The organism is Neorhizobium sp. SOG26 (genome assembly GCF_003491345.1).
Classification (GTDB): Bacteria; Pseudomonadota; Alphaproteobacteria; order Rhizobiales; family Rhizobiaceae; genus Neorhizobium; species Neorhizobium turbinariae.
In genome coordinates this window covers 633,414-659,489 of the sequence record NZ_CP025513.1, presented here as the reverse complement: position 1 = coordinate 659,489, position 26,076 = coordinate 633,414, and the positions used below count along the sequence as shown (strand labels likewise).

General features: G+C 60.7%; 21 protein-coding genes. 12 read left to right on the top strand and 9 right to left on the bottom strand.

Annotated elements, in window-relative coordinates; genetic code table 11:
- Window positions 1-11: 11 nt before the first annotated feature.
- Window positions 12-2,264, top strand: coding sequence for a xanthine dehydrogenase family protein molybdopterin-binding subunit (locus CYG48_RS19660; RefSeq protein ID WP_118852225.1), 2,253 nt, complete (start codon window positions 12-14; stop codon window positions 2,262-2,264).
- Between the two features lie 92 nt (window positions 2,265-2,356).
- On the top strand, window positions 2,357-2,905 hold the full coding sequence (locus tag CYG48_RS19655; RefSeq protein ID WP_118852224.1) for a DUF1003 domain-containing protein: 549 nt from the start codon (window positions 2,357-2,359) through the stop codon (window positions 2,903-2,905).
- Window positions 2,906-2,952: 47 nt separating this feature from the next.
- Here CYG48_RS19655 and CYG48_RS19650 read toward each other — a convergent pair whose 3' ends face one another.
- Window positions 2,953-4,404 carry an aldehyde dehydrogenase gene (locus tag CYG48_RS19650; RefSeq protein WP_118852223.1) on the bottom strand — a complete coding sequence of 484 codons (1,452 nt, stop codon included), beginning with the start codon at window positions 4,402-4,404 and terminating at the stop codon, window positions 2,953-2,955.
- A gap of 269 nt (window positions 4,405-4,673) precedes the next feature.
- Between CYG48_RS19650 and CYG48_RS19645 the strand changes: the two genes are divergently transcribed.
- Entirely contained in the window at window positions 4,674-5,558 is an 885-nt protein-coding gene (locus CYG48_RS19645; RefSeq protein WP_199925307.1) for a helix-turn-helix domain-containing protein, read from the top strand.
- Between the two features lie 91 nt (window positions 5,559-5,649).
- Window positions 5,650-7,530, top strand: a complete 1,881-nt coding sequence (gene malQ / locus CYG48_RS19640; protein ID WP_118852221.1) for a 4-alpha-glucanotransferase — start codon at window positions 5,650-5,652, stop codon at window positions 7,528-7,530.
- Between the two features lie 55 nt (window positions 7,531-7,585).
- Here malQ and rhaI read toward each other — a convergent pair whose 3' ends face one another.
- Window positions 7,586-8,878: an L-rhamnose catabolism isomerase gene (gene rhaI, locus CYG48_RS19635; protein WP_118852220.1), complete on the bottom strand. Its 1,293-nt coding sequence runs from the start codon at window positions 8,876-8,878 to the stop codon at window positions 7,586-7,588.
- 20 nt (window positions 8,879-8,898) lie between these two features.
- Window positions 8,899-10,995 carry a bifunctional rhamnulose-1-phosphate aldolase/short-chain dehydrogenase gene (locus CYG48_RS19630; protein WP_118852219.1) on the bottom strand — a complete coding sequence of 699 codons (2,097 nt, stop codon included), beginning with the start codon at window positions 10,993-10,995 and terminating at the stop codon, window positions 8,899-8,901.
- A 201-nt stretch (window positions 10,996-11,196) separates the two neighbouring features.
- On the opposite strand from CYG48_RS19630, the gene CYG48_RS19625 reads away from it, so the two are divergent.
- From CYG48_RS19625 to CYG48_RS19590, 8 genes are all read left to right on the top strand, one after another.
- Complete coding sequence (locus tag CYG48_RS19625) at window positions 11,197-12,012, top strand: DeoR/GlpR family DNA-binding transcription regulator (protein ID WP_118852218.1); 816 nt, start codon at window positions 11,197-11,199, stop codon at window positions 12,010-12,012.
- Window positions 12,013-12,059: 47 nt separating this feature from the next.
- Window positions 12,060-13,055: a rhamnose ABC transporter substrate-binding protein gene (gene rhaS, locus CYG48_RS19620; RefSeq protein WP_118852217.1), complete on the top strand. Its 996-nt coding sequence runs from the start codon at window positions 12,060-12,062 to the stop codon at window positions 13,053-13,055.
- Between the two features lie 189 nt (window positions 13,056-13,244).
- Entirely contained in the window at window positions 13,245-14,714 is a 1,470-nt protein-coding gene (locus CYG48_RS19615; RefSeq protein WP_245450615.1) for a sugar ABC transporter ATP-binding protein, read from the top strand.
- Window positions 14,715-14,723: 9 nt separating this feature from the next.
- Complete coding sequence (locus CYG48_RS19610) at window positions 14,724-15,713, top strand: ABC transporter permease (protein WP_118852216.1); 990 nt, start codon at window positions 14,724-14,726, stop codon at window positions 15,711-15,713.
- Window positions 15,710-16,708, top strand: a complete 999-nt coding sequence (locus CYG48_RS19605; protein ID WP_118852215.1) for an ABC transporter permease — start codon at window positions 15,710-15,712, stop codon at window positions 16,706-16,708. The genes CYG48_RS19610 and CYG48_RS19605 overlap by 4 nt, the downstream gene beginning before the upstream one ends.
- Window positions 16,708-17,028 carry an L-rhamnose mutarotase gene (gene rhaM / locus CYG48_RS19600; protein ID WP_118852214.1) on the top strand — a complete coding sequence of 107 codons (321 nt, stop codon included), beginning with the start codon at window positions 16,708-16,710 and terminating at the stop codon, window positions 17,026-17,028. Before CYG48_RS19605 ends, rhaM begins: the two co-directional genes overlap by 1 nt.
- Before the next feature lie 78 nt (window positions 17,029-17,106).
- On the top strand, window positions 17,107-18,216 hold the full coding sequence (locus tag CYG48_RS19595) for a PfkB family carbohydrate kinase (protein WP_118852213.1): 1,110 nt from the start codon (window positions 17,107-17,109) through the stop codon (window positions 18,214-18,216).
- A gap of 31 nt (window positions 18,217-18,247) precedes the next feature.
- Entirely contained in the window at window positions 18,248-19,177 is a 930-nt protein-coding gene (locus tag CYG48_RS19590) for a pseudouridine-5'-phosphate glycosidase (RefSeq protein WP_118852212.1), read from the top strand.
- Window positions 19,178-19,228: 51 nt separating this feature from the next.
- Here the strand turns inward: CYG48_RS19590 and CYG48_RS19585 are convergent, their stop codons facing one another.
- The 6 genes from CYG48_RS19585 to CYG48_RS19560 form a co-directional block, all read right to left on the bottom strand.
- The gene (locus CYG48_RS19585; RefSeq protein ID WP_118852211.1) at window positions 19,229-20,170 is read right to left on the bottom strand and encodes a nucleoside hydrolase; all 942 of its coding nucleotides are present in this window, start codon (window positions 20,168-20,170) and stop codon (window positions 19,229-19,231) included.
- A gap of 103 nt (window positions 20,171-20,273) precedes the next feature.
- Entirely contained in the window at window positions 20,274-21,668 is a 1,395-nt protein-coding gene (locus CYG48_RS19580) for an FAD-binding oxidoreductase (protein WP_118852210.1), read from the bottom strand.
- A gap of 148 nt (window positions 21,669-21,816) precedes the next feature.
- Window positions 21,817-22,677, bottom strand: coding sequence for a carbohydrate ABC transporter permease (locus CYG48_RS19575; RefSeq protein ID WP_118852209.1), 861 nt, complete (start codon window positions 22,675-22,677; stop codon window positions 21,817-21,819).
- Window positions 22,674-23,594 (bottom strand): carbohydrate ABC transporter permease, encoded by a 921-nt coding sequence (locus CYG48_RS19570; RefSeq protein WP_118852208.1) that lies wholly within the window; start codon window positions 23,592-23,594, stop codon window positions 22,674-22,676. Before CYG48_RS19570 ends, CYG48_RS19575 begins: the two co-directional genes overlap by 4 nt.
- Window positions 23,595-23,652: 58 nt before the next feature.
- Window positions 23,653-24,891, bottom strand: coding sequence for an extracellular solute-binding protein (locus CYG48_RS19565; RefSeq protein ID WP_118852207.1), 1,239 nt, complete (start codon window positions 24,889-24,891; stop codon window positions 23,653-23,655).
- Window positions 24,892-24,933: 42 nt separating this feature from the next.
- The gene (locus tag CYG48_RS19560; RefSeq protein ID WP_118852206.1) at window positions 24,934-26,004 is read right to left on the bottom strand and encodes an ABC transporter ATP-binding protein; all 1,071 of its coding nucleotides are present in this window, start codon (window positions 26,002-26,004) and stop codon (window positions 24,934-24,936) included.
- Window positions 26,005-26,076: the final 72 nt, after the last annotated feature.

The following is a 26,076-nucleotide window of genomic DNA, read 5'->3' as shown; positions in this document are numbered from 1 at the left end:
GAGCCAAGATCATGCTGAACGAATCCAAGGTGGTCGGGCTTCCGCTTGCACGTATCGACGGTCCATTGAAGGTATCCGGCAAAGCCCGCTATGCCGCAGAACACTTTGCAACGGACATGCTGTTCGGCCGTGTCCTGCCAGCAACCATCGCCACGGGTCGCATCACCGACATCGATGTCTCCGAGGCTGAACGTTTTCCGGGCGTGGTGAAGGTCTATACCTACAAGAACCGTCCGACGGTGGCGAAGCGCGAGTCAAAGTGGAAGGACGAAGTCGCCCTTCCGGGCTACACGATGCGGCCGCTCGAGGACGACCATGTCCAGTTCGACGGTCAGCCGATCGCCTTCGTCGTCGCCGAGAACTTCGAGGCCGCACGTGATGCGGCGGAACTGATCCGCGTCCGTTACGCCGCGTACGATCCTCATACCGATCTTCTCCAGGAGCAGGCGAACAGCTACGAGCCGCCCGTACCGCGCATGAAGGAGTTCATGCCGCCGAAGCCCCGCGGGGATGCGGAAGGCGCCTTCGCGCAGGCGCCCCACAAGATCGCCTTTGAGTATTACATGGAAGGAGAGCACCACAATCCGATGGAGCTGTTTGGCTCGACGGTGCTTTGGGAAAAAGACGGCCGCCTGACGATCCACGACAAGACGCAAGGCCCTCAGAACTCACATGACTACGTCTGCAATGTCTTCGGCCTGAAGCCTGAGAACGTGGTCGTGCAAAACAAGTTCGTCGGCGGTGCCTTCGGACAGGGTCTGCGCCCCAAATACCAGCTCTTCCTGGCGGTGATGGCGAGCCTCGACCTGAGGCGTTCGGTCAAGGCCGAGATGAGCAGGCGCGAGATGTTCTACCTGACCTGGCGGCCGGTCTGCCTGCAGAAGGTTTCACTGGCGGCCGATGCCGAAGGCAACCTGCAATCGATCATGCACCACGCCCTCGGCGGCACCTCGCGTTACGAGGATTACCAGGAGAACGTCGCCAACTGGTCGGGGATGGCCTACAAGTGCGACAACGTGAAGATCTCCTATGAAATTGCCAAGCTCGACCGCTCGACGCCCGGCGATATGCGTGCGCCAGGTGCAGCGTCCGGGGTGACCGCACTGGAGACGGCGATGGATGAACTCGCCTACGAGGTCGGGATAGATCCCTTGGAGCTGCGCATCCGCAACTTCATCCATGTAGACCAGAACCAGGACAAGGAACTGACATCCAAGGCTCTGCACGCCTGTTATCGTGAAGCAGCAGAGAGCTTCGGCTGGGCGAACCGGAGCCACGAACCGCGCTCGATGAAAGATGGCAATGAACTTGTTGGCTGGGGCATGGCGACCGGGTTCTGGGAAGCCCAGCTTTCCGAGGCGGAAGCAAAGGTCAGCCTGTCATCCGACGGCAAGGTGGTCGTTTCGGCCGCCGCATCCGATATCGGCACCGGCACCTACACTATCCTCAACCAGGTTGCTGCCGAAGCGTTCGGCGTCTCGCCCCAGGCCGTCACTGTCCGCATCGGCGACTCCAGCCTTCCAAAGACGAGCGTCGAAGGCGGATCATGGACCGCCGCCTCGTCCGGATCGGCCGTTCAGGTTGCTGCTAGAGCCGTCGTCGCAACGCTGTTGAAGCACGCGCAGTCCATGCCGAACTCTCCGCTGGCCGATGCTTCAGAAGACCAGGTCGAGATCGCCGAGGGGCGGCTTGTGCTGCAGGCCAATCATCAGGTCGGCGTCGCATTCGCTGACATCATGGAAGCTGCCGGCGTTTCGGAAGTGGAGGAGCATGGCAAGGTGGCGCCGGACCCGGCGACAATGAAGAAGTTTTCAGCCTATACGCATTCGGCCGTATTCGTTGAAGTAAAGGTGGACGAGGAACTGTTGATTCCGCGCGTCACCCGCGTTGTCACAGCGGTGGCAGCCGGCCGGATCCTGAACCCGAAGACGGCGCGCAGCCAGATCCTCGGCGGCGTGGTTATGGGCGTCGGCATGGCCTTGCATGAAGAAGGCATGGTCGACCACCGCACCGGGCGCGTAATGAACCACAACCTTGCGGAATATCATGTGCCGGCTCACGCCGATATCGAGGATCTCGAGGTGATCTTCGTGAAGGAAGACGACGACAAGGTGAGCCCGATCGGTGTGAAGGGGCTGGGTGAAATCGGCATCGTGGGCGTTGCCGCTGCGGTTTCGAACGCGATCTTCCACGCCACGGGCAAGCGGATCCGTCACTTCCCGATGACGATCGACAAGCTCCTCGCCGAACCTGATCGACACTGACTTTGACTGGATGAGGAACCTGCCGCGCCGCCGGATGTTCGTGATGATCAGCGGCGGCCGCTCGATAGATAGATGATGGTGTTGATCCCTCCATGGCAACAGCGAAAACTCCGGTCGGCAGCCCGACCAATCCAGCGGCAGACGGCTTGACGCCTGCTCTTGCGCGTAACATCGATGCCGTCATGCAGCGGCGCAAAGAGGCGCAGAAGTCAGCGTCGCTGCAGGAACGGGCTGCGGCGGCGATTAGCCGCTTCGCCGGATCGATGGCGTTCGTCTACATCCACCTCGTCCTCTATAGCACCTGGATCATCGTGAACCTCGGATGGATCCCCATCATCGAGCCATGGGACCCGTCATTGGTGATCCTGGCGATGGAAGCCTCGGTGGAGGCGATCTTCCTGTCGACCTTCGTGCTGATCAACCAGAACCGCATGGCTGCCGAGGATGACATGCGAGCGGACCTGGACCTGCAGGTAAACCTGCTCAATGAGCATGAGACGACGCGGCTCATCGCCATGGTCGAGGCGATCGCCAAGAAGCTCGACGTCTCAACGGATGCCGATCACGAAGTCCACGAATTGAAGAAGGATGTCGCGCCCGAGGCGGTGCTCGATCGTATTGAATCGGAGTCGGAGAACTGACTTGGAAGGCGATGCAGCCGCTGCGGGCTGCATCGCCTTTTTCGTTCTTAGATCGGGTAGTGGAGGTGGCCGTCCTGGACGGTGATCCAGCGCAACTCGGTGAACTCCGCGATACCGGCCTTGCCGCCGAAGCGTCCGTAACCCGAATCCTTGGTGCCACCGAACGGCATCTGCGCCTCGTCGTGGACGGTGGGGCCGTTGATGTGGCAGATACCGCTTTCGATCCGCCGCGCCACGCTCATCGCACGGTTGACGTCGCGACCGAACACTGCGGCCGAGAGACCATATTCCGTATCGTTGGCGATCCTTACAGCCTCATCAATCGAGCCAACACGCACGACTGAAGCGACCGGGCCGAAGCTTTCCTCGCCATAGATGCGCATCGCCGGCGTCACACGGTCGAGCAGAGTTGCATCCATGATGGTGCCTTCAACACGTCCGCCTGCTGCCAGTACCGCGCCCTTTGATACAGCGTCGCGCACGAGTGCCTCGATGCGCTGCGCCGCACGCAGATCAACGAGCGAACCAAGCGGCGCATCACTCCGGCGCGGGTCGCCAGCCTTGAGGGTCTTCACCTTCGCCGTCATGGCTTCCACGAACTGGTCGGCTATCTTGTCATCGACAACCAGACGTTCCGTCGACATGCAGATCTGGCCTTGGTTCATGTAGGCGCCGAAGGCTGCGGCCGCGACAGCTTCATCGATATCAGCATCATCGAGAACGATGAACGGTGCCTTGCCCCCGAGTTCCAGAAGCGCCGGCTTCAAGTGACGAGCGGCGGTTTCCGCAATGATGCGGCCAACGCGGGTCGAGCCGGTGAAGTTGATGCGCCGCACGGACGGATGCGCGATCAGCGCCTCCACGATCGGGCCGGCGTCTTCCGGCGCGTTCGAAATGGCGTTCAGCACACCTTCCGGCAGACCGGCATCATGAAGCGCGTCCACGATCAGTCGGTGTGTGTGTGGGCAAATTTCGGATGTCTTCATCACAATGGTATTGCCGCAGGCGAGCGGCATTGCGATCGAACGGACCCCCAGGATCACCGGTGCGTTCCAAGGCGCCATGGAGAGCACCACGCCCGCAGGCTGGCGCACCGCCATGGCGAGGCTGCCCGGACGGTTCGACGGGATCACTTCGCCCGTGATCTGCGTCGTCATTGCGGCGGCCTCCCGCAGCATGTCGGAAGCAAGCGTGACGTTGAACATCGCCCAGCCGGCCGTAGCGCCGGTTTCGCCTGCCATGGCGGCGACGAATTCCGGCGCCTTTTCCTGCAGCTTGTCGGCAGCGGCATTGAGGATCTTGCGGCGTTGGCCCGGGCTTGTGGCGGCCCAGGCGGGAAAGGCCTTGGCTGCGGCATTGGCAGCCTTGCGGGCATCCTCCACTGATGCGGCAGCGACGGTCGACGCCACTTCGCCTGTGATCGGGTTGAGGCGTTCGAATGTACGACCGTCAGCGGCGTCGATTTCGCGGTTGTCGATCTTCAATCCAAGTACCGTCATGGGCATCTCCTCATTGTATTGATTGGTGGCGCCGTGCGAGGCGCATCGTACGGCGCGGCTGGCAAAGCTTCGGACGGGTGCTGTGCCGTCAGGATCGGTCTTCGCTTTTCATGGTCGTGATGGTCCTCCCTTGCGGTCCGCTCCTACGGATTCGAGCTTGCCGGTTTGTAAACATCCGCCTCGGCAAGCGGGCACAGGTTAGGGGAGCACCACGCGGACACAATAGACTTTCAGCGGAGAAATTTGTACTTTTGCGAAGGAGGCGCCGTTTGAGAGAACCTGTCCAATCTGCGATCACGTTCGCGCCGCCAACGGCATCGGCAATGGAGGCCCGCCTGTTCGGTAGCAGCCTCCATCCGTTGATCTGGACGCTGCGGAAAAACCTCGACTACCTGTTCATCATCCTTTCCGGGAGCGGAAGCATCACCGCGAACGGTCGGCACTCCGCACTAGAGGGCCCGGTCGTTGTATGGTCGCCGGCAACGGAAGGGGCGATCAGTCTGGAGGCGGGATCGGAAGGCGGGATGCTGGCTGCTCCGGATGTCATCCTTGGTCAGGCCTTGCCGGCGGGCGCTGTGTCGACGCAGGTTCGCGAGGCCATCTCCCGGCTTCTCATCAGTCGATCGGCAGCAGCAGACGCGCGGCAGATGCTGAACCTGCTGGGTTCGATCGAGGGCGAACTGAAAGGCGACGAAGCGGGCAGCCGTGAAGCCGTTCAACACTACATCGCACTCCTGCTCCTGAAGATCTGGCGTATGTCTGATCCGGTCCAGCATCCGGGCCAACCCTCGCCGCGGATGATCGTGCGTGGTTTCGTGCATCTCGTTGAACTTCACGTCCGCAACCACTGGGGCGTGCCGCAATATGCGTCCGCGCTGGGTGTCACCTCGGACCGCCTCAACACGGCGATTCGCCGCGCCACCGGACGGTCACCGATGGAACTTGTCCATGCGCGGATGCTGACGGAAGCCGCCCGTCTGCTCCACTCTTCTGCCATGCAGACTGGGGAGATTGCCGAGCTTCTTGGCTTTCGCGATGCGGCCTATTTCAGCCGGTTCTTCAAGCGGCTGATGGGGATGTCACCGAGACAGTATCGGCAGCAAGCGGTAGACCGACGAGGTGCCGCGCAGGATAGCTACGCGGCCTGGCCTTAGCCGAACCGGCGCAGGAAGATGGACGCTTGAGGAACTTCGGGAACGAAAGCTTGTTGATTGCCACGGAAATTCAAAGCCGTAGGACAAGCCGATGCCCGAACAACAGAAGATAGATCGCCCGAAGGTCGAAGACTGGGCCGAGAAGCTGGGGGTGACGAAAGCTTACGAGGACCTTCAGGGTGAAACAAAGGAAATCCCGGATGCCACGCGCCGGGAAATCCTGAAGGCGCTGGGTATCGAACAGGAGCCTGATCCCACCGCCGACAAGCGCTGGCCGCAACCGGCGCTCGACGTTCCGGACGGTGTCAAATGTTATCTCCCCGAATGGCTGCAGAGGGATGGCGCCTGGGGCATTTCCGTCCAGATCTATGAGATCCTGTCCGAGCGTAACTGGGGCATCGGTGACTTCGAGGACATCAAGACCCTGAGCCGCATTGCGGCCTCGGTCGGCGCGAACTTCATCGGGCTCAGCCCGTTGCACGCGCTTTTCCTGTCTGATCCGCAGCGCGACAGTCCCTATTCCCCATCCAGCCGCCTGTTCTTCAACCCGCTGCATATCGCCGTCGACCAGCTTCCAGGGTTTCGAGAGGATCTCGTTGACCGGGCGGAACTGGCGCGGCTGCGGTCCTCAGAAACAGTCGATTATCCCGCTGTTGCAAGGCTCAAGCTCTTGGCTCTTCGAAAGCTCTGGGACGACTGGAAGATGGAGGAATGGCAAGAATTCTCGCGCAACGACTTTGAGCAGTTCAAGAGCGAGAAAGGTGATGCGCTCCTCGGCCACTGTCTGTTCGAGAGCCTGTCGTCTGCGATGGTGAAGCGTGGGCACGGCAGCGGTTGGCGCGATTGGCCGGAAGAGTATCGGGACCGGCACGCACCGGCTGTCGAACGTCATGCTGCAGAGCACGGCGATGACATCGAATTTTATGCCTGGCTGCAATGGCTGGCATCGCGTCAGATGCAGGAAGCGGCAGATTTTGCAAAGAGGGCCGGCCTAGAGCTTGGGCTTTACCTTGATTTCGCTGTCGGTGAAGTGCCTGATGGTTCGTCAACCTGGTCAACGCCCGGCCTGGTTCTGCCGTCGATGAAGGTTGGCGCACCGCCGGACGCCTTCAGCTCCAAGGGGCAGGACTGGGGTCTGGTGCCGCTGCATCCGCAGCATCTTCTCGATCCCAACACATCACACTATGGCCGGCTGATCGACAGCTCCGCCCGGTTTGCAGGCGCGCTGCGCCTCGACCACGCGATGACCCTGTGGCAGCTCTTCCTGATCCCGCAAGACCAGGAAGCCTCGGCAGGCGGATATCTCCGCTACCCCTTCACGCAGATGATCACATCGCTGGCGAAAGTTTCGCAAGAGCGCCAGACGGTCGTAATCGGAGAAGATCTCGGCAATGTACCGGATGGTTTCCGTCCCGCGCTGCAGAAAGCTGGTGTGCTGGGTTACCGGGTTCTTTATTTCGAAGATCTGGCGGAAGAACAACCGGCCGCGGACGCGCCTCTTGCATTGTCGCTAGGGTGTCTCTCGACCCATGACCTGCCGCCGCTGAAAGGCTGGTGGCGCGGTGCCGACATAGAGCTTGCCGAAGAGGTCGGGCTGTTCGATGCCGAAGCCGCGGTTCGTCTTCGTGAAGAGCGCGCGGAACGTAAACTGACACTGCTCCAGGCCTTGGCGAAGGCGGAACTCATGCCCTCAAGTAAAGCCAATCTCGACCGTTGGCCGGAAATGACAGACGAGCTTCTGGTGGCGGCTCACCGGTTTCTCCTGCAAACGCGGAGCATGCTGGTCGCCGTGAGGCTCGCGGATATGGTGGGCGAGAGCCGATCAACCAACGTACCCGGCACAGTCGATGAATACCCGAATTGGCGACTGAAGCTGAAAGTCTCGCTCGAGGCACTGGGTGAGATGAGCCTGTTCCGGCGGGTCGCCGAGGCGCAGAACCGCGAGATCACGCGGGCCGGAGAGAAAGGTTGATCTAGGCGGACTAACCGGAGACTGGTTTTCAGCCCAGCATCGCTGTTGCTGCTCCTCAGACGATGCCGCCGCCACCGCTCACAGATGCGGGCCGCTCCATCGTCACCTTCTTGCGGTAGCCGCTGGCACGGTAGGTGGCAATGGGATCGATCGCGCCACCGGCACGGCGTCGGGCTTGCGCCAGGATCGGCTCTACATCTGTCCGGTAGGCGCGTTTGAGCGTTTCCGTCGCCATCAGCGCGTCGTTCTCGTCTTGGTATCCGTCAAGGGCTGCTCGGTCGACCAGCAACGCCTGGGCATAAGCGCGGCGGATCTCGTTGGCGCTCGCCATCAGACTTTCGATCGGGTCTGTGACGTTATGGCTCTGGTCGATCATGTGCGCCGGGTGGAAGCCATCCACGCCTCGATGTTCTGCATCGACCAGTTCATTGAACACGAGGAACAACCGGTAAGGGTCGATCGCCCCGGCATCGAGATCGTCGTCGCCATATTTCGAGTCATTGAAGTGGAAGCCACCGAGCTTGCCGAACTGGATGAGCCGGGCGACGATCATCTCGATATTGGTGTTCGGCGCGTGATGTCCGAGATCAACGAGGCAGAAGGCTTTCGGACCAAGCGTGTTGGCGATCAGGTAGTTGGTGCCCCAGTCCTGAACCACGGTCGAATAGAATGCCGGCTCGTACATCTTGTGCTCGGAGAACAGGCGCCAGTCATCCGGCAGCGCCTTGTAAATCTCCGCCATGGACGCGAGATACCGTTCGAACTGTCGCGTGAAGTGGCTCTGGCCCGGAAAGTTCGAGCCGTCGCCGATCCATACGGTCAGCGCTTTCGAGCCGATCGCCTTGCCGATCTCGATGCATTCAAGATTGTGCTCGATTGCCTGGGCCCGGGTGGCTGCGTCCGTGTGGCTGAGAGAGCCGTATTTGTACGACTGCGATTGCCCGACTGTATCCGAGAAGGTGTTTGAGTTCATCGCGTCGAAGCCGAGGCCAAGCGCCTCCCCCTTCGCCTTCAATTCCTTCGGGTCTGCCTTGTCCCATGGGATGTGAAGCGAAACTGTAGGGGTCGTTCGCGTCAGCTGATGAATGACAGCGCAGTCATCGAGCTTGTCGAAAATTCCGCGCGGCTCGCCGCCTCCAGGGAAACGTGCGAAGCGGGTGCCGCCGGTGCCGACGCCCCAGGACGGTACGGCGACAGAGAACTCCGACACCTTGTCCGTAATGTTATCGATCTCGATCCCGCGCCGAGCAAGCGTCTCGCCAAGCGCCGCATAATCGGCGTCGAGCGCCTGCGCACAGGCTCCGTTTTCCGCGGCAATTACATCCGCGGCGATCTTCATTTCAGACATGTGCTCCTCCCAAAAGCGCCTTACCGCGTAAAGCTCTGTGCGTTGCCGGCATCCACGTTGATGATGTTGCCCGTCGATTTCGCCGATGCATCCGACGCCAGGAAGTAGACGGTTTCGGCGATGTCCTCCGGAAGCACGTTGAGCTTCAGCAGCGACCGTTTTCGGTAATGTTCCTCAAGCTCGCTTACCTCGATCTTGGAGGACGCGGCGCGCTGCTCGCGCCATTCGCCGTTCCAGATCTTGGAGCCCCGCAACACGGCATCTGGATTGACGGTGTTGACCCGAATTCCTGCCTCCGCACCTTCCAATGCCAGGCAACGGGCGAGATGGATTTCGGCAGCCTTTGCCGTGCAGTAAGCGGACGCGCCGGGCGAGGAAGCGAGCCCGTTCTTCGAGGCGACGAAGACGACGTTTCCGCCGAGCTTCTGGCGGCGAAACAGCCGAAATGCCTCGCGAGACACCAGAAAGTAACCAGTCGCCAGGATATCGATGTTCCGGTTCCACATATCGAGGCTCGTTTCCTCAACCGGAGCAGACGAAGCGATGCCTGCATTGGACACAAGGATGTCGATGCCGCCGAATTCAATGCAGGCTTCGCGGAAAGCGTTGGTGACGCCTTCCTCGTTCGTTACATCGAGCAGTACGCCACGCACGACATCCCTGCCAAAGCTTTTTTCGAACCCCGTCTTCGTTTCCTCCAGCGCCGCACCGTCGATATCGGCCAGCACGACACAGGCCCCCTCGCCCATCAACCGCGCTGCGGTGGCCCGACCGATGCCGCCGGCGCCGCCCGTCACGAATGCCACGCGGCCGGCGAGACTCTTAAGCTTCGGCATGCGCTGGAGCTTTGCTTCCTCGAGCAGCCAGTACTCGATGTCGAAAGCCTCCTGTTCCGGCAGCCCCTGGTATTCCGAGACGGTCGACGCACCACGCATGACATTGATGGCGTTGACATAGAATTCGCCAGCGATGCGCGCCGTTGCCTTGTCGCGTGCAAAGGAGAGCATTCCAACGCCCGGCACCAGGAATATGACCGGGTTCGGATCACGCATCTTGGGCGAGTTGCCGTGCTTGCAGCTTTCGTAATAGCGGCTGTAGTCCGCGCGATACGCTTCCAGCGCCTGGTCAAGCGCTGCGATCACGGCATCAACATCCGGCTTGGCAGGATCAAAATCGAGGATTAGCGGCCGAATCTTGGTGCGCAGGAAGTGGTCGGGGCAAGAAGTGCCGAGTGCGCCGAGCGGCTTCAGGTTCTTCGAGTTGACGAATTCGAGCACGGCATCCTGATCATCGAAATGGCCGAGCTTTCGCTCCACATGACCGATGCGCCCGCGGATTTCCGGCATCAGGCGCGCGGCGATGGCGCGCCGTTCCGCCTGCGGCAAGCTTTCGACCACCGCGCCGCCAAAGATCGTCTTGCCCTCGGTCTCGCGAGCAAACCACTCGATCGCCTTGTTGATGATATCGAGCGTCAGCTCATAACAATCCTTTGCGTCATCCGCCCACGTGAACAACCCGTGGCTTTCCAGCACAACGCCCTTGGCATTGGGATTGGCCTTGACGAAAGCTTCAAGATCAAGCCCCAGCTGGAACCCCGGCCGCCGCCATGGCAGCCAGCCGATCTCGTTGCCGAAGATTTGCTGCGTCAGCTCCCGCGACTTCTTGGAAGCAGCAATCGCTATGATCGCGTCCGGGTGCATGTGGTCCACATGCGCGAACGGCACGAAACCGTGCAGTGGCGTATCGATGGATGCGGCGCGCGGGTTGAGGTTGAAGGTGCAGTGCGGCAGGAAGCCGACCATCCGGTCTTCGTCATCGACACCCTTGTAGATACCTTTCAACGCTTCCAGCTTATCGAGATAGAGGGTCGCGAAGCCGTCGAGCTTGATCGTGCCGACATCGCCCCCGGATCCCTTCACCCACAGCACGCGCACCTGCTCGCCCGTGAGCGGATCGGTCTCGATGACCTTGGCCGACGTATTGCCGCCGCCATAGTTGGTGATGCGCTTGTCTGCACCGAGGAGGTTGGAGCGATAGAGCAGCTTGCCAGGCTCATCGAGCGTCGCAGCAAAGGCATCATCCCAACGGTTTTCGAGAAGCCGGGTTTGGCCCGTCATCGCATTCCTCCCAAGCTGTTCCGGCTCCTGATGACGCATCACACGTCATCTACCGTGGCCGCAGTTATCACGCCGCATCGCGCCAGCTGTCAATCACAAACGATCATTATCGTTCATGTTGCAGCGCGTCAGAGTTGACCTTGATTGATTATGATTGACAGCCGCAGAAAACGGAACATGATGAGCCTCAGGAGGATGCATATGCACGAGCGCGAGCGCCATCGGATCATCTTGAGCGCCATCCAGGAGAAGGCGGTTGTCACGGTCCAGGATATCGCCGAACTGACAGAGGCGTCCGAGGCAACGATACGGCGCGACATCGCCTCTTTGCATATCCAGGGGAAACTTCGCCGGGTTCGCGGTGGCGCAGAAGCCATGCATCCACCGACACTGGGTAACCTTGCCGCACGTCCGTTCCGCGTTTCCGAATCCGTCAACATCGACAAGAAGCGCGCGATTGCCCGTTGTGCGGTCGAACTCTGCGGCGACGGTGACTCGATCATCATCAATGGGGGCACCACGACCTTCCAGATGGTGCATTACATGTCTGCGCGGCGGCTGCAGGTGATGACCAATTCCTTCGCCATCGCCGAACACCTGGTGAAGCATTCCAAGAGCACCGTGACGGTGCCCGGCGGTGCCATCTACCGCGAGCAGAGTCTGATCCTGTCGCCGTTCGACAATGATGCGATCCGCAATTTCTACGCACGCCGCATGTTCATCGGCGCGCAAGGGATCGGGCCGCTGGGCGTGATGGAAGCGGATGCGCTGGTGATCCAGAGCGAGCAGAAGCTGATGAGCCAAGCGGAAGAACTGATCGTGATGGCGGATTCATCGAAATTCAGCCGCCGGTCGAGCCTCATCCTTTGCCCGCTCGATCGGGTGACGACGATCATCACCGATCCGGGAATCGAGGACCAGGCAGCGAAGATGATCGAGGACGCAGGCGCCAAGTTGCTGATTGCCAAGGCGGCGGCAGCGGGCACCGACAAGGAGGAATTCACGTCTGTCGCATGAGGAGCGCGACCGGCGGGAGGAAGGTAACGTCAACGGGAGGACTGAACATGAAACTTGCAAGGAAACTGATGATCGGCGTGGCACTGGCAGTCGCCGCCATGGCCAATGCTGCCAGCGCCGCTGACATGAAAATCGCACTGGTCGTGAAATCGCTCGGCAACGGCTTCTTCGAAGCGGCCAACAAGGGGGCGGAGGAAGCCGCCAAGGAACTCGGCGGGGTCGAGATCATCTATACCGGCCCGACCACGACAACCGCGGAAGGCCAGATCGAGGTGATCAATTCGCTGATCGCGCAGGGCGTGGATGCGATTGCTATCTCTGCCAACGACCCGGACGCCGTCATCCCGGCACTGAAGAAAGCCGCGCAGCGCGGCATCAAGGTGATCTCCTGGGACTCCGCAGTCGCCAAGGAAGGCCGCATCATGCACCTCAACCCGTCGTCGAACGAGTTGATCGGCAAGATGTGCCTGACGCTTGCCAAGAACCATCTGGAAGGTGGCCAGGGTGACTTCGCCATTCTTTCCGCCACCACCACCTCGACGAACCAGAACACTTGGATTGCCGAGATGAAGAAGCAATTGAATGATTTCCCCGGCCTCAACCTCGCCACGACCGTCTATGGTGACGATCTGGCCGACAAGTCTTACCGCGAGGCTCAGGGGCTCCTGAAGTCGCAGCCAAACGTCAAAGTCATTGTCGCACCGACCACCGTTGGCGTTCTGGCTGCCTCGCAAGCTGTGAAGGATGCCGGCATGATCGGAAAGGTCTACGTGACCGGGCTTGGCCTACCTTCCGAAATGGCCGGCGCCATCAAGTCGGGCGCGACGAAGGAGTTCGCGATCTGGAACCCGATTGATCTCGGTTACTCTGCCACCCAGATCGCCTACCACCTCGTGAAGGGTGATGCGGATGGCAAGCCGGGATCCGAGATTCAGGCAGGCCGCATGGGTACGATCAAGATCGGCGACGATGGCGAAGCAGCCATGGCGGATCCCTTCGTCTACAACGCTGAGAACATCGACCAGTTCTCAAAGATCTTCTGATCGGCACATTGTCGACGGTAGGCGGTGGAGACCCCTCATCCGCCTACCGGCACCTTCTCCCCGAGGGGAGAAGAACGTCTGAAGTTGCGGCAGCGAGAACAACGGCCACGCATGATGAACGGCGTTACCCAAGTCCAGGATAGCCCTCCTCGCCCGGCACCGCTGGTCGAAACTGCGCCGCTCCTGGAGATGCGCGGTATCAGCCAGATCTTCCCCGGGGTTAAGGCGCTGGATCAGGTAGATATCAAGCTCTACCCGGGCCAAGTCACGGCGCTCATCGGTGAAAACGGCGCCGGCAAATCGACTCTGGTGAAGATCCTGACCGGCATCTACCGCCCCAACGAGGGCGAAATCCTGGTTGACGGGCAGCCGGTCGTCTTCAGTGCCGCCCAGGCGGCCATTGATGCCGGTGTGACCGCTATTCACCAGGAAACCGTGCTCTTCGACGACCTCACCGTCGCCGAGAACATCTTTATCGGCCATGCGCCTCGCACACGGTTTGGCATGATCGACTGGAGCGCGATCAACAAGCGGTCGCGGGACCTGCTGCGGGCGCTCGAAAGCGACATCGACCCGACAATCCGCCTGCGCGATCTCTCGATCGCCCAGCGGCATCTCGTGGCGATTGCCCGGGCATTGTCGGTGGAAGCGCGCATCGTCATCATGGATGAACCAACCGCCGCCCTTTCCCGCAAGGAAATCGACGACCTCTTCCGCATCATCGAGGGCTTGAAGCGCCAAGGCAAGGCGATCCTGTTCATCAGCCACAAGTTTGACGAGGTCTATGAGATCGCAGAGAACTTCGTCGTGTTCCGTGACGGACGCGCGGTCGGCCATGGAAAGCTGCGGGACACGAGCCAGCACGAGATTGTCCGGCTGATGGTCGGGCGCGACGTCAAGGATGTTTTCCCGAAGACCAAGGTCGAGATCGGGGCGCCGGTGCTCCAGGTACAAGGTTTTTCGCATCCGACGGAATTCCATAACATTTCCTTCGAGCTTCGCCGGGGCGAAATTCTCGGCATCTACGGCCTGATCGGCGCAGGCCGTTCGGAGCTTTGCCAGGCACTCTTCGGGGTCACACGTCCCTCCGGCGGCACCCTCACGCTCGAAGGCAGGCCGCTTCAGATCAGCTCGTCGGGAGACGCGATTCGCGCCGGCATCGTGTATGTCCCTGAGGAGCGTGGTCGCCACGGACTGGCACTGCCGATGCCGATCTTCCAGAACATGTCGCTTCCCTCGCTTTCCCGCACCTCGCGCGGCGGCTTCCTGAAGGCTGCAAACGAGCTGGCGCTCTCGCGAAGATACGCCGAGCGGCTTGATCTGCGCGCGGCTGCGCTTTCCGTGCCTGTCGGCACGCTTTCCGGCGGCAATCAGCAGAAGGTGGTGATCGGCAAATGGCTGGCCACCCAGCCGAAGGTCATCATTCTCGATGAGCCGACCAAAGGCATCGACATCGGCTCGAAGGCGGCGGTTCACGGGTTCATCAGTGAGCTCGCCTCAGAAGGCTTGTCGATCATCATGGTGTCCTCCGAGCTTCCGGAGATCCTCGGCATGTCCGATCGGGTGATGGTGATGCGCGAAGGCCTGATCGCCGGCATGTTCGGGCGCGAGCAGGCGACGGCGGAAACACTTGTGCGAGCGGCGACCGGCAATGCGTGAGGCCACATCATGAAAAAGCTGCTCAGAAACAGGGAATCCCTGCTTGTCATGATCATCGCGATCATGATTGCAGGCTTCGCCACCCGGGCACCCGGTTTTGCCGCGCCGGGCAATCTCGCCAACATCTTCAACGACACGTCGATCCTGATCATCCTGGCGCTCGGCCAGATGACCGTGATCCTGACAAAATCGATTGACCTCTCAGTCGCAGCCAACCTCGCCTTTACCGGCATGGCCGTTGCGATGACCAATGCTGCTTACCCGGACGTACCGCTAGCTCTGCTCATCGTCATGGCGATCGGCATCGGCGCCTTCCTGGGTGCGATCAACGGCTACCTTATCTGGGCGCTGCAGATTCCGCCGATCGTCGTCACGCTCGGGACCCTCACGATCTATCGCGGCATGGCCTTCGTGCTTTCAGGCGGTGGCTGGGTGAACGCGCACCAGATGACACAATCCTTCCTCAACGCTCCGCGCTTGCCGGTGCTTGGCCTGCCCATCCTGTCCTGGGTTGCGATCATCATCGTGGTCGGCGCCTGGTTCGTGATGACACGGCTGCCCTTCGGCCGCGCGGCTTACGCCTCTGGCGGCAATCCGACGGCGGCCGTTTATGCTGGGATCGACACCGGCAAGACACGGTTCTTCGCCTTCATGCTCTCGGGAGCGCTGGCGGGGCTGTGCGGTTACCTTTGGGTTTCCCGCTACGCCGTCGCCTATGTCGACGTGGCCATCGGCTTCGAGCTGGATACTGTAGCCGCTTGCGTCATCGGGGGCATATCGATTGCCGGGGGCGTCGGCTCTGTTGCGGGCGCCCTGCTTGGCGCTCTTTTCCTCGGTATCATCAAGAACGCGCTCCCGGTTATCGGCATCTCGCCATTCGCGCAGATGGCGATCTCCGGCGTCGTGATCGTACTCGCAGTCGTCTTCAATGCGCGTGCCGAACGCAAGGTCGGCCGCATCATTCTACGTGACCGAGCGGCACCGGAGGTGTCCCCATGAACGAAGCGGTTTCCACCAAACGCGTCATTCCCGATCGGCTCGGAAACAGAACCTCTCGTCTTCTTGCCAGCTGGGAGGTTCTGCTGTTCGGCGTGGCGGTGCTGATCTTCATCTTCAACGCACTCGCCTCCCCATACTTCCTGAACGCCTGGAACTTGTCAGACGCAACGTTCAATTTCACTGAGAAAGCCATGATCGCTTTCGCGATGGCGATGCTGGTGATCTCCGGCGAGATCGACCTGTCCGTTGCAGCGATCATCGCGCTGGCATCGACGGCCATGGGTGCAGCCGCTCAGATCGGCATCGGCACCCCAGGCCTTGTGGCGATCGGTCTGGGTGTCGGTCTGGGCTGCGGCGCGGTGAACGGGCTGCTCGTCTCAGGCCTGAGGCTCCCCTCGATCGTGGTCACCATCGGCACGATGAGCCTCTTCCGCGGCATCTCCTATATCGTGCTGGGTGACCAGGCCTATGGCAAGTACCCTGAAAGCTTCGCCTTCTTCGGGCAGGGTTATGTCGCCTGGGTGCTCTCCTTCGAGTTTGTCCTGTTCGGGGTGCTGGCCGTCCTCTTCGCGATACTGCTGCATGCCACCAACTTCGGCCGCCAGGTCTTCGTTATCGGCAATAACGAGTTCGCTGCACGGTTTTCCGGCATCCCGGTCGAGCGCGTGAAGTTCATTCTCTTCCTGCTCACGGGCCTGATGTCCGGTGTCGCAGCCGTCTGCCTCACCTCTCGTCTCGGGTCGACGCGCCCGTCAATTGCGCAAGGCTGGGAGCTCGAAGTCGTCACCATGGTGGTGCTTGGCGGCGTCTCCATCCTGGGCGGCGCGGGCACGATTGGTGGCGTGGTTATCGCCGCCTTCGTCATGGGGCTCGTGACCTTCGGCCTTGGGCTTCTCAACGTGCCGGGGATCGTGATGTCCATTTTTGTCGGCCTGCTGCTGATCATCACGATCGCCGTGCCGATCATTGTCCGCCGTATCCGGGAGATGCGTTGATGGCCACAGAGAAATACGCTTTCAAGATGAAGCTCAATCCTGGCATGGAGGCGGAGTATCGCAGGCGACATGATGAAATCTGGCCGGAACTGGTGGATCTGCTCCACGGCGCCGGCGTCAGCGACTATTCGATCTACCTCGATCCGGAGTCCAACATACTGTTCGCCATCCTGAGCCGGCCCGCTGACCACGGCATGGGGAGCCTGCCAGAGCACCCGGTGATGAAGAAGTGGTGGGCGCATATGGGCGACATCATGGAGACCAACCCGGATGGCTCCCCAGTAGCCAAGGATCTTGTGCCCGTCTTTCATCTACCTTAAGCGGCCACAACTTACAACATTTGTTGACATCAAAACAAATGTTGTCCATGACGGTGGCAGTTCAAAGAGTGCCCGTCATTGGAAGACCTTTCTCCTCAAGAGGCTGCCGTCCTCGCGATCATCAGAGACAATCCCTTTGCGGGTCAGCAGGAGATTGCTGACCAACTGAATGTAGCCCGATCGACGGTTGCGGCTCATATCGTGCAACTCATGCAGAAGGGCTACATCCTTGGCCGAGGCTACGTCGTGCCGACGGATGCCCGAGCGGTGTGCATTGGCGGCGCGGTGCTGGACCGGAAATATCGCGCCAAAGCGGATATTGTATTCGAGACGTCCAATCCCGCAGACAGCGTCCGTTCGATGGGTGGCGTGGCGCGCAACGTCGCCGAGAACCTCGCCCTGCTTGGCACCACGACGAGCTTCGTTTCAATTGTTGGTGACGATGATGGCGGGCACGCGCTGCTGAAATACATGCGCGACCGCGGCATCGATGTAAGCCAGGTTGTCACCTCCAAGGACCGGTCCACCGCCGAATATGTAGCGATCCTCGACATGAGGGGTGACCTCGTGCTCGGCATCGCCGACATGGGCATCTTCGACCTTCTGCTGCCGGCGCATTTTGACCGCATCTGGCCGCACCTCGCCGCCGCGAACTGGGTCTTCAGTGATACGAATCCGCCTGCCGAGACGCTTGCCGCCATCATCGCGAAACGCAAGAGCTCGCGCTTCAAACTGGCCATCGACGCCGTGTCGACACCGAAGGCTACCCGCCTCCCCGAGAATCTGAGCGGTATCGACCTTCTGTTCATGAACATCGACGAGGCCAATGCCGTCTTGCGGCGTGGCGCGGGCGATGCGATCACTGACCCGGAAGAAGCGGCCTTGGCATTGCAAGCGGCAGGCGCTGAAGAGGCGGTCGTCACGGTCGGGGCTCGCGGTATCGCTGTTGCCGGCAAGGAGGGCGTGCGAAGCTTCCCCGCCGTTCAAGCCACACCGGTGGACATGACCGGCGCGGGTGACGCCATGATCGCCGGGACGCTCCACCGCATCCTCCAAGGGGACGACATCTATCAGGCCGCCCGCACAGGCTCCCTCCTCGGCACGCTCACCACCGAAAGTCACGGCAGCGTCCATACCGAACTTTCCGAACACTTCCTGCAGGCCAATATGCACCGTCTCGTCGGCTGACTGGGCCGCAACAACATCAAGGAATAGGCAGATGACCCTTCTGAAACCCAAGCTGAGCCGCGAAGTTGCCGATGCCGTTGCAAGCGGCAGCCCTGTTGTCGCTCTGGAATCAACGATCATCACCCACGGGATGCCCTATCCGGCAAACCTGGAGACCGCGCTGGGCGTCGAAGCCGTCATTCGTGAAAATGGCGCCGTGCCGGCGACCATTGCGGTCATCAATGGTGAACTGCGCGTCGGCCTCGAGCGCCATGAACTGGACGAACTGGCGCAAGCCAAGAACGTCGTGAAGGCGTCCGGTCGCGACATTGCCGTCGCGATGGTCAAGAAGCAGTCGGCGGGTACGACGGTTTCCGCCACGATGCTGCTTGCCGATCTTGCGGGCATCGACATTTTTGCAACCGGCGGCGTCGGTGGCGTACACCGCGGCGCTGAACAGACATTCGATATCTCTGCGGACCTGACGGAACTCGGCCGCACCAAGACCGCCGTCGTCTGCGCCGGCGTGAAGTCGATCCTCGATATCGCCAAGACGCTCGAATATCTGGAAACGCAGCGGGTGCCGGTGATCGCTTACGGCACCGAAGACTTTCCCGCCTTCTTCACGCGCGAGAGTGGCTACAAGGCCGACCACCGCCTCGACACGCCGGAAGAGATCGCGCAGGCCATGCACCTGCACCACAAGCTTGGCACCGGCACCGGTTTGATGATCGCCAACCCGATCCCTGAATCTGCGGCTCTGACGCATGAGTTCATCGACGGCACGATTGCTGATGCAGTCCGCGAGGCTGATGAAAAAGGCATCGGCCGCAAGGAGCTGACGCCCTTCCTGCTGGCGCGCATCAACGAGCTTTCAAATGGCGAAAGCCTCAAGGCCAATATCGAACTGGTGAAAAATAACGCCCGTTTGGCTGCACAGATGGCGGTGGCCTACGCCGCGATGAAGAAATCCGACCGCTGATCACGACCGAAAGAAATCGAGCGAGCCGACCCGTCGGCTCGCTCTGAACCATTAGCGGCGAAGACGCGACAGACGTTCTGTCAGAAGTCCGTAGAAACCATCGGCGTCCACATCACGTATGAAGGTCGCGTTCTTCGGCCTGTCGGTCACGCCCCACCAGTCCGTGACGGTCATGCCCCGGGTGAGCGGCGAGTTGACCTCGATCTCCACGTTGCAATGGCGGCCGGAATAAAGCTCCGGCTTCAAGAGGTAAGCGATCACGTTCGGGTCGTGCAGCGGGCCGCCGTCACTGCCGTATTTGGCAACATCGAAGCGCTCGAAATAGTCGAGCCAGCCGACAAGCACTTCAGCCAGTTGCCCTCCGATCGCCTTAAAGGCTTCGACCCGCGGACGCGTCGTCAGGGTCTTGTGGGTGACATCAAGCGGCATGACGACGATGGGCGCACCGGAAGCGAACACAACGGCAGCGGCCTCTGGATCAACGTAAATGTTGAACTCTGCGGCCGGGGTGATGTTGCCCCCTTCGAAACAACCGCCGCCCATCAGGACCACCCGCTTGATGCGGGTAGCGATCTCGGGCGCCTTGGTGATGGCCTGCCCGAGGTTGGTCATTGGGCCAAGGGTGCAGACCGTCACCGTTCCGGCAGGTTCCCGCATCAGGGTGTCGATGATGAAGTCTACGCCGTGCTGCTCCTGTAGCCGCATCGTCGGGTCGGGCAGGTCCGCGCCGTCCATGCCAGTTGCGCCATGGACGTACTCCGCCGTCACCAGCGGACCCGCCATCGGCTGGCTGCAGCCGGCAAAGACCTTCACGTCGGAGCGCCCGGCGAGTTCACAGACCTTGCGGATATTCACGGTGGTCAACGACAGCGGCACATTGCCGGCCGCCGCGACGATGCCGAGCACCTCAAGCTCCGGGCTAGCCAGCGCAAGAAGGATCGCCAAGGCATCATCCTGGCCCGGATCTGTGTCGATGATGATCTTTTCTACCATGAGGCTTACTCTATGTGATGTCTGCAATGCGCTGGTGGTGGGGCTGATCCCTACCCCAGCTACGAGCGCAGAGTCCAGTGCGGGACTTTGCGCCTGTCGCTTATCAGGCCGGGTCGAAGACACGGCCGGGATTGAGGATACCGTTCGGGTCATAGGCCCGTTTCAGCCGGCGCATCGCGTCGATTTCGGCGGCGCTGCGGACATAGGAGAGATAGTGTTTCTTGTCCGTGCCAACGCCGTGTTCGGCAGTCACACCGCCACCGACGTTAGCAATGCCCCGAAAGATGATGTCTGCCACGGCCGTATAGGCAATGGTCGACATGCAGTAGTGCAGGTTTCCATCGCCCATGTGCCCGAAGATATAGGTCTGGTTTTGCGGGTCGACCGCATCAATCGGTCCCTTCACGGCATCCAGGAACTCCTCCATCCGCCGGAGCGGGACGGAGATGTCAAAGCTGGTATGGACGTGGGCGCTATCCAGAAAGTCGTTGATGCCATCACGGATGGCCCAAAACGCTGCGGCATCGCGCAGGGAATTAGAGAGCACAACATCGGTAGCCAGGCAATCCTCCAGCGCCTGCGCAAGGGAGGCTTCGAAGCGCTCGTTATCCTGGTCGGGAGACTGACCCTGGATCTCGATCATCGCATACATCCCGGCGCCGATTTCAACCGGAGGTCGGATGCCCATGAAATGCACGGTCTTCTCGTAGGCATTCGGGAAGATAACCTCGAAGGCGGAGAGCAAGCCGGAAAGCTCCACCCGTAGCCTTGCCAGCAGTTCCCGTGCGGCAGCGAGCGACGGCAGCGCCACAAATGCGTTGCGCTCGATCTTCGGCTTCGGATGCAGCTTCAGGCAGGCGCGGGTGACGACGCCAATCGTGCCCTCGGTGCCGATAAAAAGCGGTGAAAGGTCGTAGCCGGAGTTGTCCTTCGCCAGCCCCTTTAGGGACGATACGATGGTCCCGTCTGCGAGAACAGCTTCCACGCCCAGCACCTGCGCGCGGTACATGCCATATCGCAACACCCGGATGCCGCCGGCATTGGTGCCGATATTGCCGCCGACTGTAGCAGAACCGCGAGCGCCAATATCCACGCCGAAATAGAGATTGGCCTCTTCGGCTGCCTGCTGAATGGTCTGCATTGGGGTTCCGGCGCCAGCAATCATGGTCTGTGCCGCCCGATCGATCGCCTCCACCCCGTTCATCCGCTCAAGCGATAGCGATATTTCACCCGCCTGCGGCCGGGAGGCACCGGACAGACCGGTGCGGCCGCCCTGCACGACGATCGGTTGCCGCAGATCGTTTGCCAGACGCAGGATGGTGGAGATCTCTTCGGTCGTCTTGGGGCGAAGGACCGCCAGCGGCACCGCACCACGGTCCGTCGCGTCGGCGGCATAGGCATCGAGAAGCGAGGGATCGAGCACGATCGCAGCAGGATCAAGCTTCTCCTGCAATTGCGCAAGCAAGGACCGCGCTGGGTCCGGAAGAAGCTGATCCATCTGTTGACCTCTTATCGACAATGCAATTCCCTGACCGCGGCCAAACCCGAAACGTGCTGAACCGGTTGTGGAGCTGCATTGGATGGGAGGGACCGCCGACCGTGATGGCGCTACTCTTTGCCGAGTTTAGATCTCGTCCGCAAGCCGTCTATTTGACTGCGCCCGCCGTCATGCCGTTGATGAACTGGCGTGACAGGATGATGTAGATGATGATCACCGGCGCAGACGACAGCATCAGACCGGCGAAGAGCACGCCCCAGTCCGTCGTATACTCTCCCATGAAGGTGGTCAGGCCCTGCGGCAGGGTCTTGAGGTTGTCTTTCTGGATGAAGATCAGGGGGAAGAAGAAGTCGTTCCAGATCGGCACCAGGTTCTGGATGCCCGAGATCACCAGCGCTGGACGCACCAGCGGCAACATGACCGACCACATGATACGCGGCTCGCTGGCCCCATCCATTCGCGCTGCGTCTTCCAGTTCGTTCGGCAGCGTCCGGATAAAGCCAGTCATGATGAAGACGGTCGTCGGCAGGCCCATCGCCACGTAGATGACGATAAGCGACAACTGCGTGTTCAGGATGCCGAGGTCGCGCATAAGGATGAAGAGAGGGATAATCGCAAGCTTCAGGGGCAAGGTCAGCCCAGCCACGAAGAACATCAACACGAAGCCTGAACCGCGAAAGCGGTAACGCGCGATGGCATAGGCTGCCATTGTACCGAGCGTCAGGATGATGACGATGGAGGATCCAGTGACGATGACCGAGTTCAGGAGGTAACGAAGGAAGTTCGTCTGCGTCCAGATCTTCACGATATTCGTGACATTCGTGAAGTCCGGGAAAGAGAACGGCGACTGGAAGATCTGCGCGTTCGTCTTGAACGCCGCAAAGAACATGATCACCAGCGGCCCGAGCATCACGATCGTGTTGAGGATCAGGATGATCTGGATCAGTCCGTCACGGCCGAGCGTCTGCAGCAGGCCTTTCCGATCGTAGTAGGTCTCGGCGGTGCTCATATCTGGATCTCTCGGGCCCGCAGCCGGAAGGTGATGAAGCCCGCGACCACCGCGATGAACATGAAGATCAAGACCGCAAGGGCGCTACCGGCGCCGAAGTCCTGGCCGGAACCGGATTGGTCTCCAAAGGCGGTGCGGTAGAAATACAGACCGAGCACATCCGTTGCCTTGTGTGGCGAACCGTCGACACCGGCCATGATGTAAGGCAGTTCAAACCAATTGAAGCTGCCGACGAAAAGCAGCGTGAAGACAATCGTCGCACTGGGCGCAACCAGCGGCCAGACGATCTTGCTGATCTTCACCCACTCGCTTTCCGTTTCCATCCGCACCGCATCGAGGATTTCGCCCGGGATGCGCTGCATGCCTGCGAGAAATACGAGGGTGGGGAACCCCACCATGTGCCAGGCATTGGCGATGATGAGCGCCCAGAGCGCCGTTCCCTCCTGACCGAGCCAGGGCTGCGCAAGCGACCCAAGGCCGGTGCCTCGCAGTGATATGTTTACGACGCCGAACAGCGGGTGCAGGAAGAGCTTCCACAGAAAGCCGACGATGATCGTCGACAGCACGACCGGCAGGAACACCGCGACGCGGTGGAAGGCAGCACCTGGAAGTTCGCGCCACAGGAAATATGCAAGAAGGAAGCCGACCCCGTTCTGCAGCACCATCAGGGCGAAGAAGACGAGGACGTTGTTGAGGAAGGCGTTCACCGTCCAATCGGCATAGGGCTGGGTGAACAGAACCTTGTAGAAATTCGCAAAACCGACGAATTCGCCCCGCGCCAGGCCATGCCACTGGAAGAAGGCATAAGCAAAGGCGGAAATGATCGGATAAACGACGAACAGGGCGACAAAAGCCAGTGGCGGCACGATCAGCGCCGTTATCCAAAGTCGCCGCGCCAGCAGGGGTGATCCGTGCATCAAGAACTCTTCGGGTTTGGGAAGGGTGGCGATCGCGTTCCGACCGCCACCGCCTGCGTCATTTCTTGAAGGGTTCGTACCAGGCAGCAAGACCGGTCGTCAGGTTCTTGCCGACTTCTTCCGGCGTCGCCTTCTCGCTCAGGAGCTTCTGGATCTCGCCCTGCAACAGAACCGAGCCCGACGGTTCGCCGAAGCGGAAGTGCACCAGCATGATGTAGGGGATCGAGTTCTTGTTGAGTTCGGCAACCTCCGCCAACAGCGGATCCTTGAAGCTTACGCCGGGAACAGCCGAGATGTTGTTCAGCTCGTCGGCGAACATCTGGCCGAACTCCTGGCTCGCCAGGAAGTTGACGAACTTCAGCGCGGCTTCCTTGTGTGGCGTCTTGGCGTTGACCGCATAACCACCATCGAAATACTGCGCGACCAGCTTCTCATCGTCCGCCTTCATGCCGGGCATGGCGAAGATGCCCATCTTGATGTCCGGGTTCTGCTTCTTGAAGTTCGCCAGTTCATAGGAACCGCCGACGAACATGCCGGCCATGCCGGATGCAAAGAGCTGCTGCGACGATGCATAATCGAGGCCGATGAAGCCATCCGGGAAATACTTGGTGATCTCCTTGAGCTTGGTCAGCGCTTCGACATAACGCTTATCGGTGAAATCAGCCTTTCCGGCCATCAGGTCGTCGTAGAAGCCGCGGCCCATCAGCGTCGATGCGATGCCGCCGACCATCACCTCGTTCTGCCAAGCGGTCGCCGTACCGTTGCCGAATGGCATGATGCCCGCGCCCTTCAGCTTCTCCGACGCCTGCACGAGTTCATCCCATGTTTCAGGCTCCTTCAGGCCGTTCGCGTCGAAGATGTCCTTGTTGTAGATGACAAGCATCGTCTGGCTGGCAAAGGGCACCGCATAGGTTACCTTGGTGGAGCGCATGGTCTCGGCGGCAATCGCGGCGGGAGCGAAGTTCTCAAGCGCCGGCACGTTGGACTTGTCGAGCGGCAGCAGGTAACCAGCATTGGCGACGTTTTCCAGGCCGCCATAGGCGCGGGCAAACAGGACATCTGGCCCCGATCCACCGGCAAGTGCCGTTGAGAGGATGGTGTTGTAGTTGGTGGCTTCGAAAGTTTCGAATTTCACCGTGACGCCAGGGTTCTTTTCTTCGAACGCCTTGATGAACTTTTCGTACTGGGCCTTGTCTTCCTGGCGCCAGCTCCAGAAGCTGAGCTCCTGGGCCCAGGCCGGCATGCTCACTCCCAGCGCGCTGAGCGCCACGATGCCGCTCAAAATCAACTTCTTCATCGTGTTCCTTCCTCTCTCATTTTATCGGGAGACAATTCCCGTTCAGGCCGCCAACCTCTCCCTGGTCGACCGGCTGAAATAATGCGCGGCATCCGGCAAAACCTGCACGACGACGGGCGTATCGGGCGCGAGCTCGACAGCGTCTGCGGTGCGTATGCTGACCAGGGTGCCGTTGCCCAGGCGCACATAGATAAAGGTGTTGTCGCCGAGATACTCGGTGTAGATCACGCTTCCCTTGAAGCCTTCGGCAGCCAGATCCGTCGTGATGGTCAGCGAGTCCGGGCGAACGCCCAGGACGAGCTCCCGTTCGTCAATCTGCGGAAGCCGCGTCAACGACAGTGACCCTGAGCCCGGAAGACCGAGCCTGTTCCCCTGGCGCTCGACGTCCAGGAGAGCCATGCGGGGCGAGCCAATGAAGGCGGCCACGAAGGTGTTGGCAGGACGCTCGTACAGCTCCCGGGGGCTGCCGAACTGCTCCACACGGCCGTTGTTCATGACCACGATCCGATCGGCGAGCGTCATCGCCTCGACCTGGTCATGGGTCACGTAGATCGTTGTCCCCTGGATGTCGCGGTGCAGCTTGGCGATCTCGAGCCGAACATCCGAGCGTAGTGCCGCATCAAGGTTGGAAAGCGGTTCATCCAGCAGGAGCAACTGCGGCTTGCGCACAAGCGCCCGCCCGATCGCCACGCGCTGGCGCTGTCCGCCTGAAAGCTCGCGCGGCTTGCGCTTCAGCAACTCCCCCAGCCTCAACATCTGCGCGGCGTCTGCGATACGTCGTTCGATTTCGGCCTTGTCCAGACCCATCAGGCGAACGCCGAAAGCCATGTTTTCGTAGACGTCCATGTGCGGGTAAAGCGCGTAGGACTGGAACACCATGGCGATGCCGCGGCGCGACGGTGCGATCTCGTTCATGCGCCGACCGTTCATGCGGAACTCGCCGGCGCTGATCGTATCGAGACCCGCGATCAGCCTCAGCAGCGTGGACTTTCCGCACCCCGAGGGGCCGACGAATACGATGAATTCCTTGTCCTTGATTTCGAGATCTATGCCATGAAGCACCTCGACCGGGCCGAACCCCTTCTTGATCCCGCTCAAAGTCAACTGAGCCATGTGCAAATCCCTGATCGGCCCCAGTCTGCATGAGGGGTGTCTACAGAGACCCTATTCGATTATTCCAAGCTG

What these genes read in the sequence shown, in the direction of transcription:
- CYG48_RS19570 (WP_118852208.1), bottom strand. Translation starts at nt 23,594, where the DNA reads ATGCACGGATCACCCCTGCTGGCGCGGCGACTTTGGATAACGGCGCTG.
- rhaS (WP_118852217.1), top strand. Translation starts at nt 12,060, where the DNA reads ATGAAACTTGCAAGGAAACTGATGATCGGCGTGGCACTGGCAGTCGCC.
- CYG48_RS19575 (WP_118852209.1), bottom strand. Translation starts at nt 22,677, where the DNA reads ATGAGCACCGCCGAGACCTACTACGATCGGAAAGGCCTGCTGCAGACG.
- rhaI (WP_118852220.1), bottom strand. Translation starts at nt 8,878, where the DNA reads ATGTCTGAAATGAAGATCGCCGCGGATGTAATTGCCGCGGAAAACGGA.
- CYG48_RS19590 (WP_118852212.1), top strand. Translation starts at nt 18,248, where the DNA reads ATGACCCTTCTGAAACCCAAGCTGAGCCGCGAAGTTGCCGATGCCGTT.
- malQ (WP_118852221.1), top strand. Translation starts at nt 5,650, where the DNA reads ATGCCCGAACAACAGAAGATAGATCGCCCGAAGGTCGAAGACTGGGCC.
- CYG48_RS19585 (WP_118852211.1), bottom strand. Translation starts at nt 20,170, where the DNA reads ATGGTAGAAAAGATCATCATCGACACAGATCCGGGCCAGGATGATGCC.
- CYG48_RS19605 (WP_118852215.1), top strand. Translation starts at nt 15,710, where the DNA reads ATGAACGAAGCGGTTTCCACCAAACGCGTCATTCCCGATCGGCTCGGA.
- CYG48_RS19660 (WP_118852225.1), top strand. Translation starts at nt 12, where the DNA reads ATGCTGAACGAATCCAAGGTGGTCGGGCTTCCGCTTGCACGTATCGAC.
- rhaM (WP_118852214.1), top strand. Translation starts at nt 16,708, where the DNA reads ATGGCCACAGAGAAATACGCTTTCAAGATGAAGCTCAATCCTGGCATG.
- CYG48_RS19625 (WP_118852218.1), top strand. Translation starts at nt 11,197, where the DNA reads ATGCACGAGCGCGAGCGCCATCGGATCATCTTGAGCGCCATCCAGGAG.
- CYG48_RS19610 (WP_118852216.1), top strand. Translation starts at nt 14,724, where the DNA reads ATGAAAAAGCTGCTCAGAAACAGGGAATCCCTGCTTGTCATGATCATC.
- CYG48_RS19580 (WP_118852210.1), bottom strand. Translation starts at nt 21,668, where the DNA reads ATGGATCAGCTTCTTCCGGACCCAGCGCGGTCCTTGCTTGCGCAATTG.
- CYG48_RS19565 (WP_118852207.1), bottom strand. Translation starts at nt 24,891, where the DNA reads ATGAAGAAGTTGATTTTGAGCGGCATCGTGGCGCTCAGCGCGCTGGGA.
- CYG48_RS19655 (WP_118852224.1), top strand. Translation starts at nt 2,357, where the DNA reads ATGGCAACAGCGAAAACTCCGGTCGGCAGCCCGACCAATCCAGCGGCA.
- CYG48_RS19615 (WP_245450615.1), top strand. Translation starts at nt 13,245, where the DNA reads ATGCGCGGTATCAGCCAGATCTTCCCCGGGGTTAAGGCGCTGGATCAG.
- CYG48_RS19560 (WP_118852206.1), bottom strand. Translation starts at nt 26,004, where the DNA reads ATGGCTCAGTTGACTTTGAGCGGGATCAAGAAGGGGTTCGGCCCGGTC.
- CYG48_RS19630 (WP_118852219.1), bottom strand. Translation starts at nt 10,995, where the DNA reads ATGACGGGCCAAACCCGGCTTCTCGAAAACCGTTGGGATGATGCCTTT.
- CYG48_RS19650 (WP_118852223.1), bottom strand. Translation starts at nt 4,404, where the DNA reads ATGACGGTACTTGGATTGAAGATCGACAACCGCGAAATCGACGCCGCT.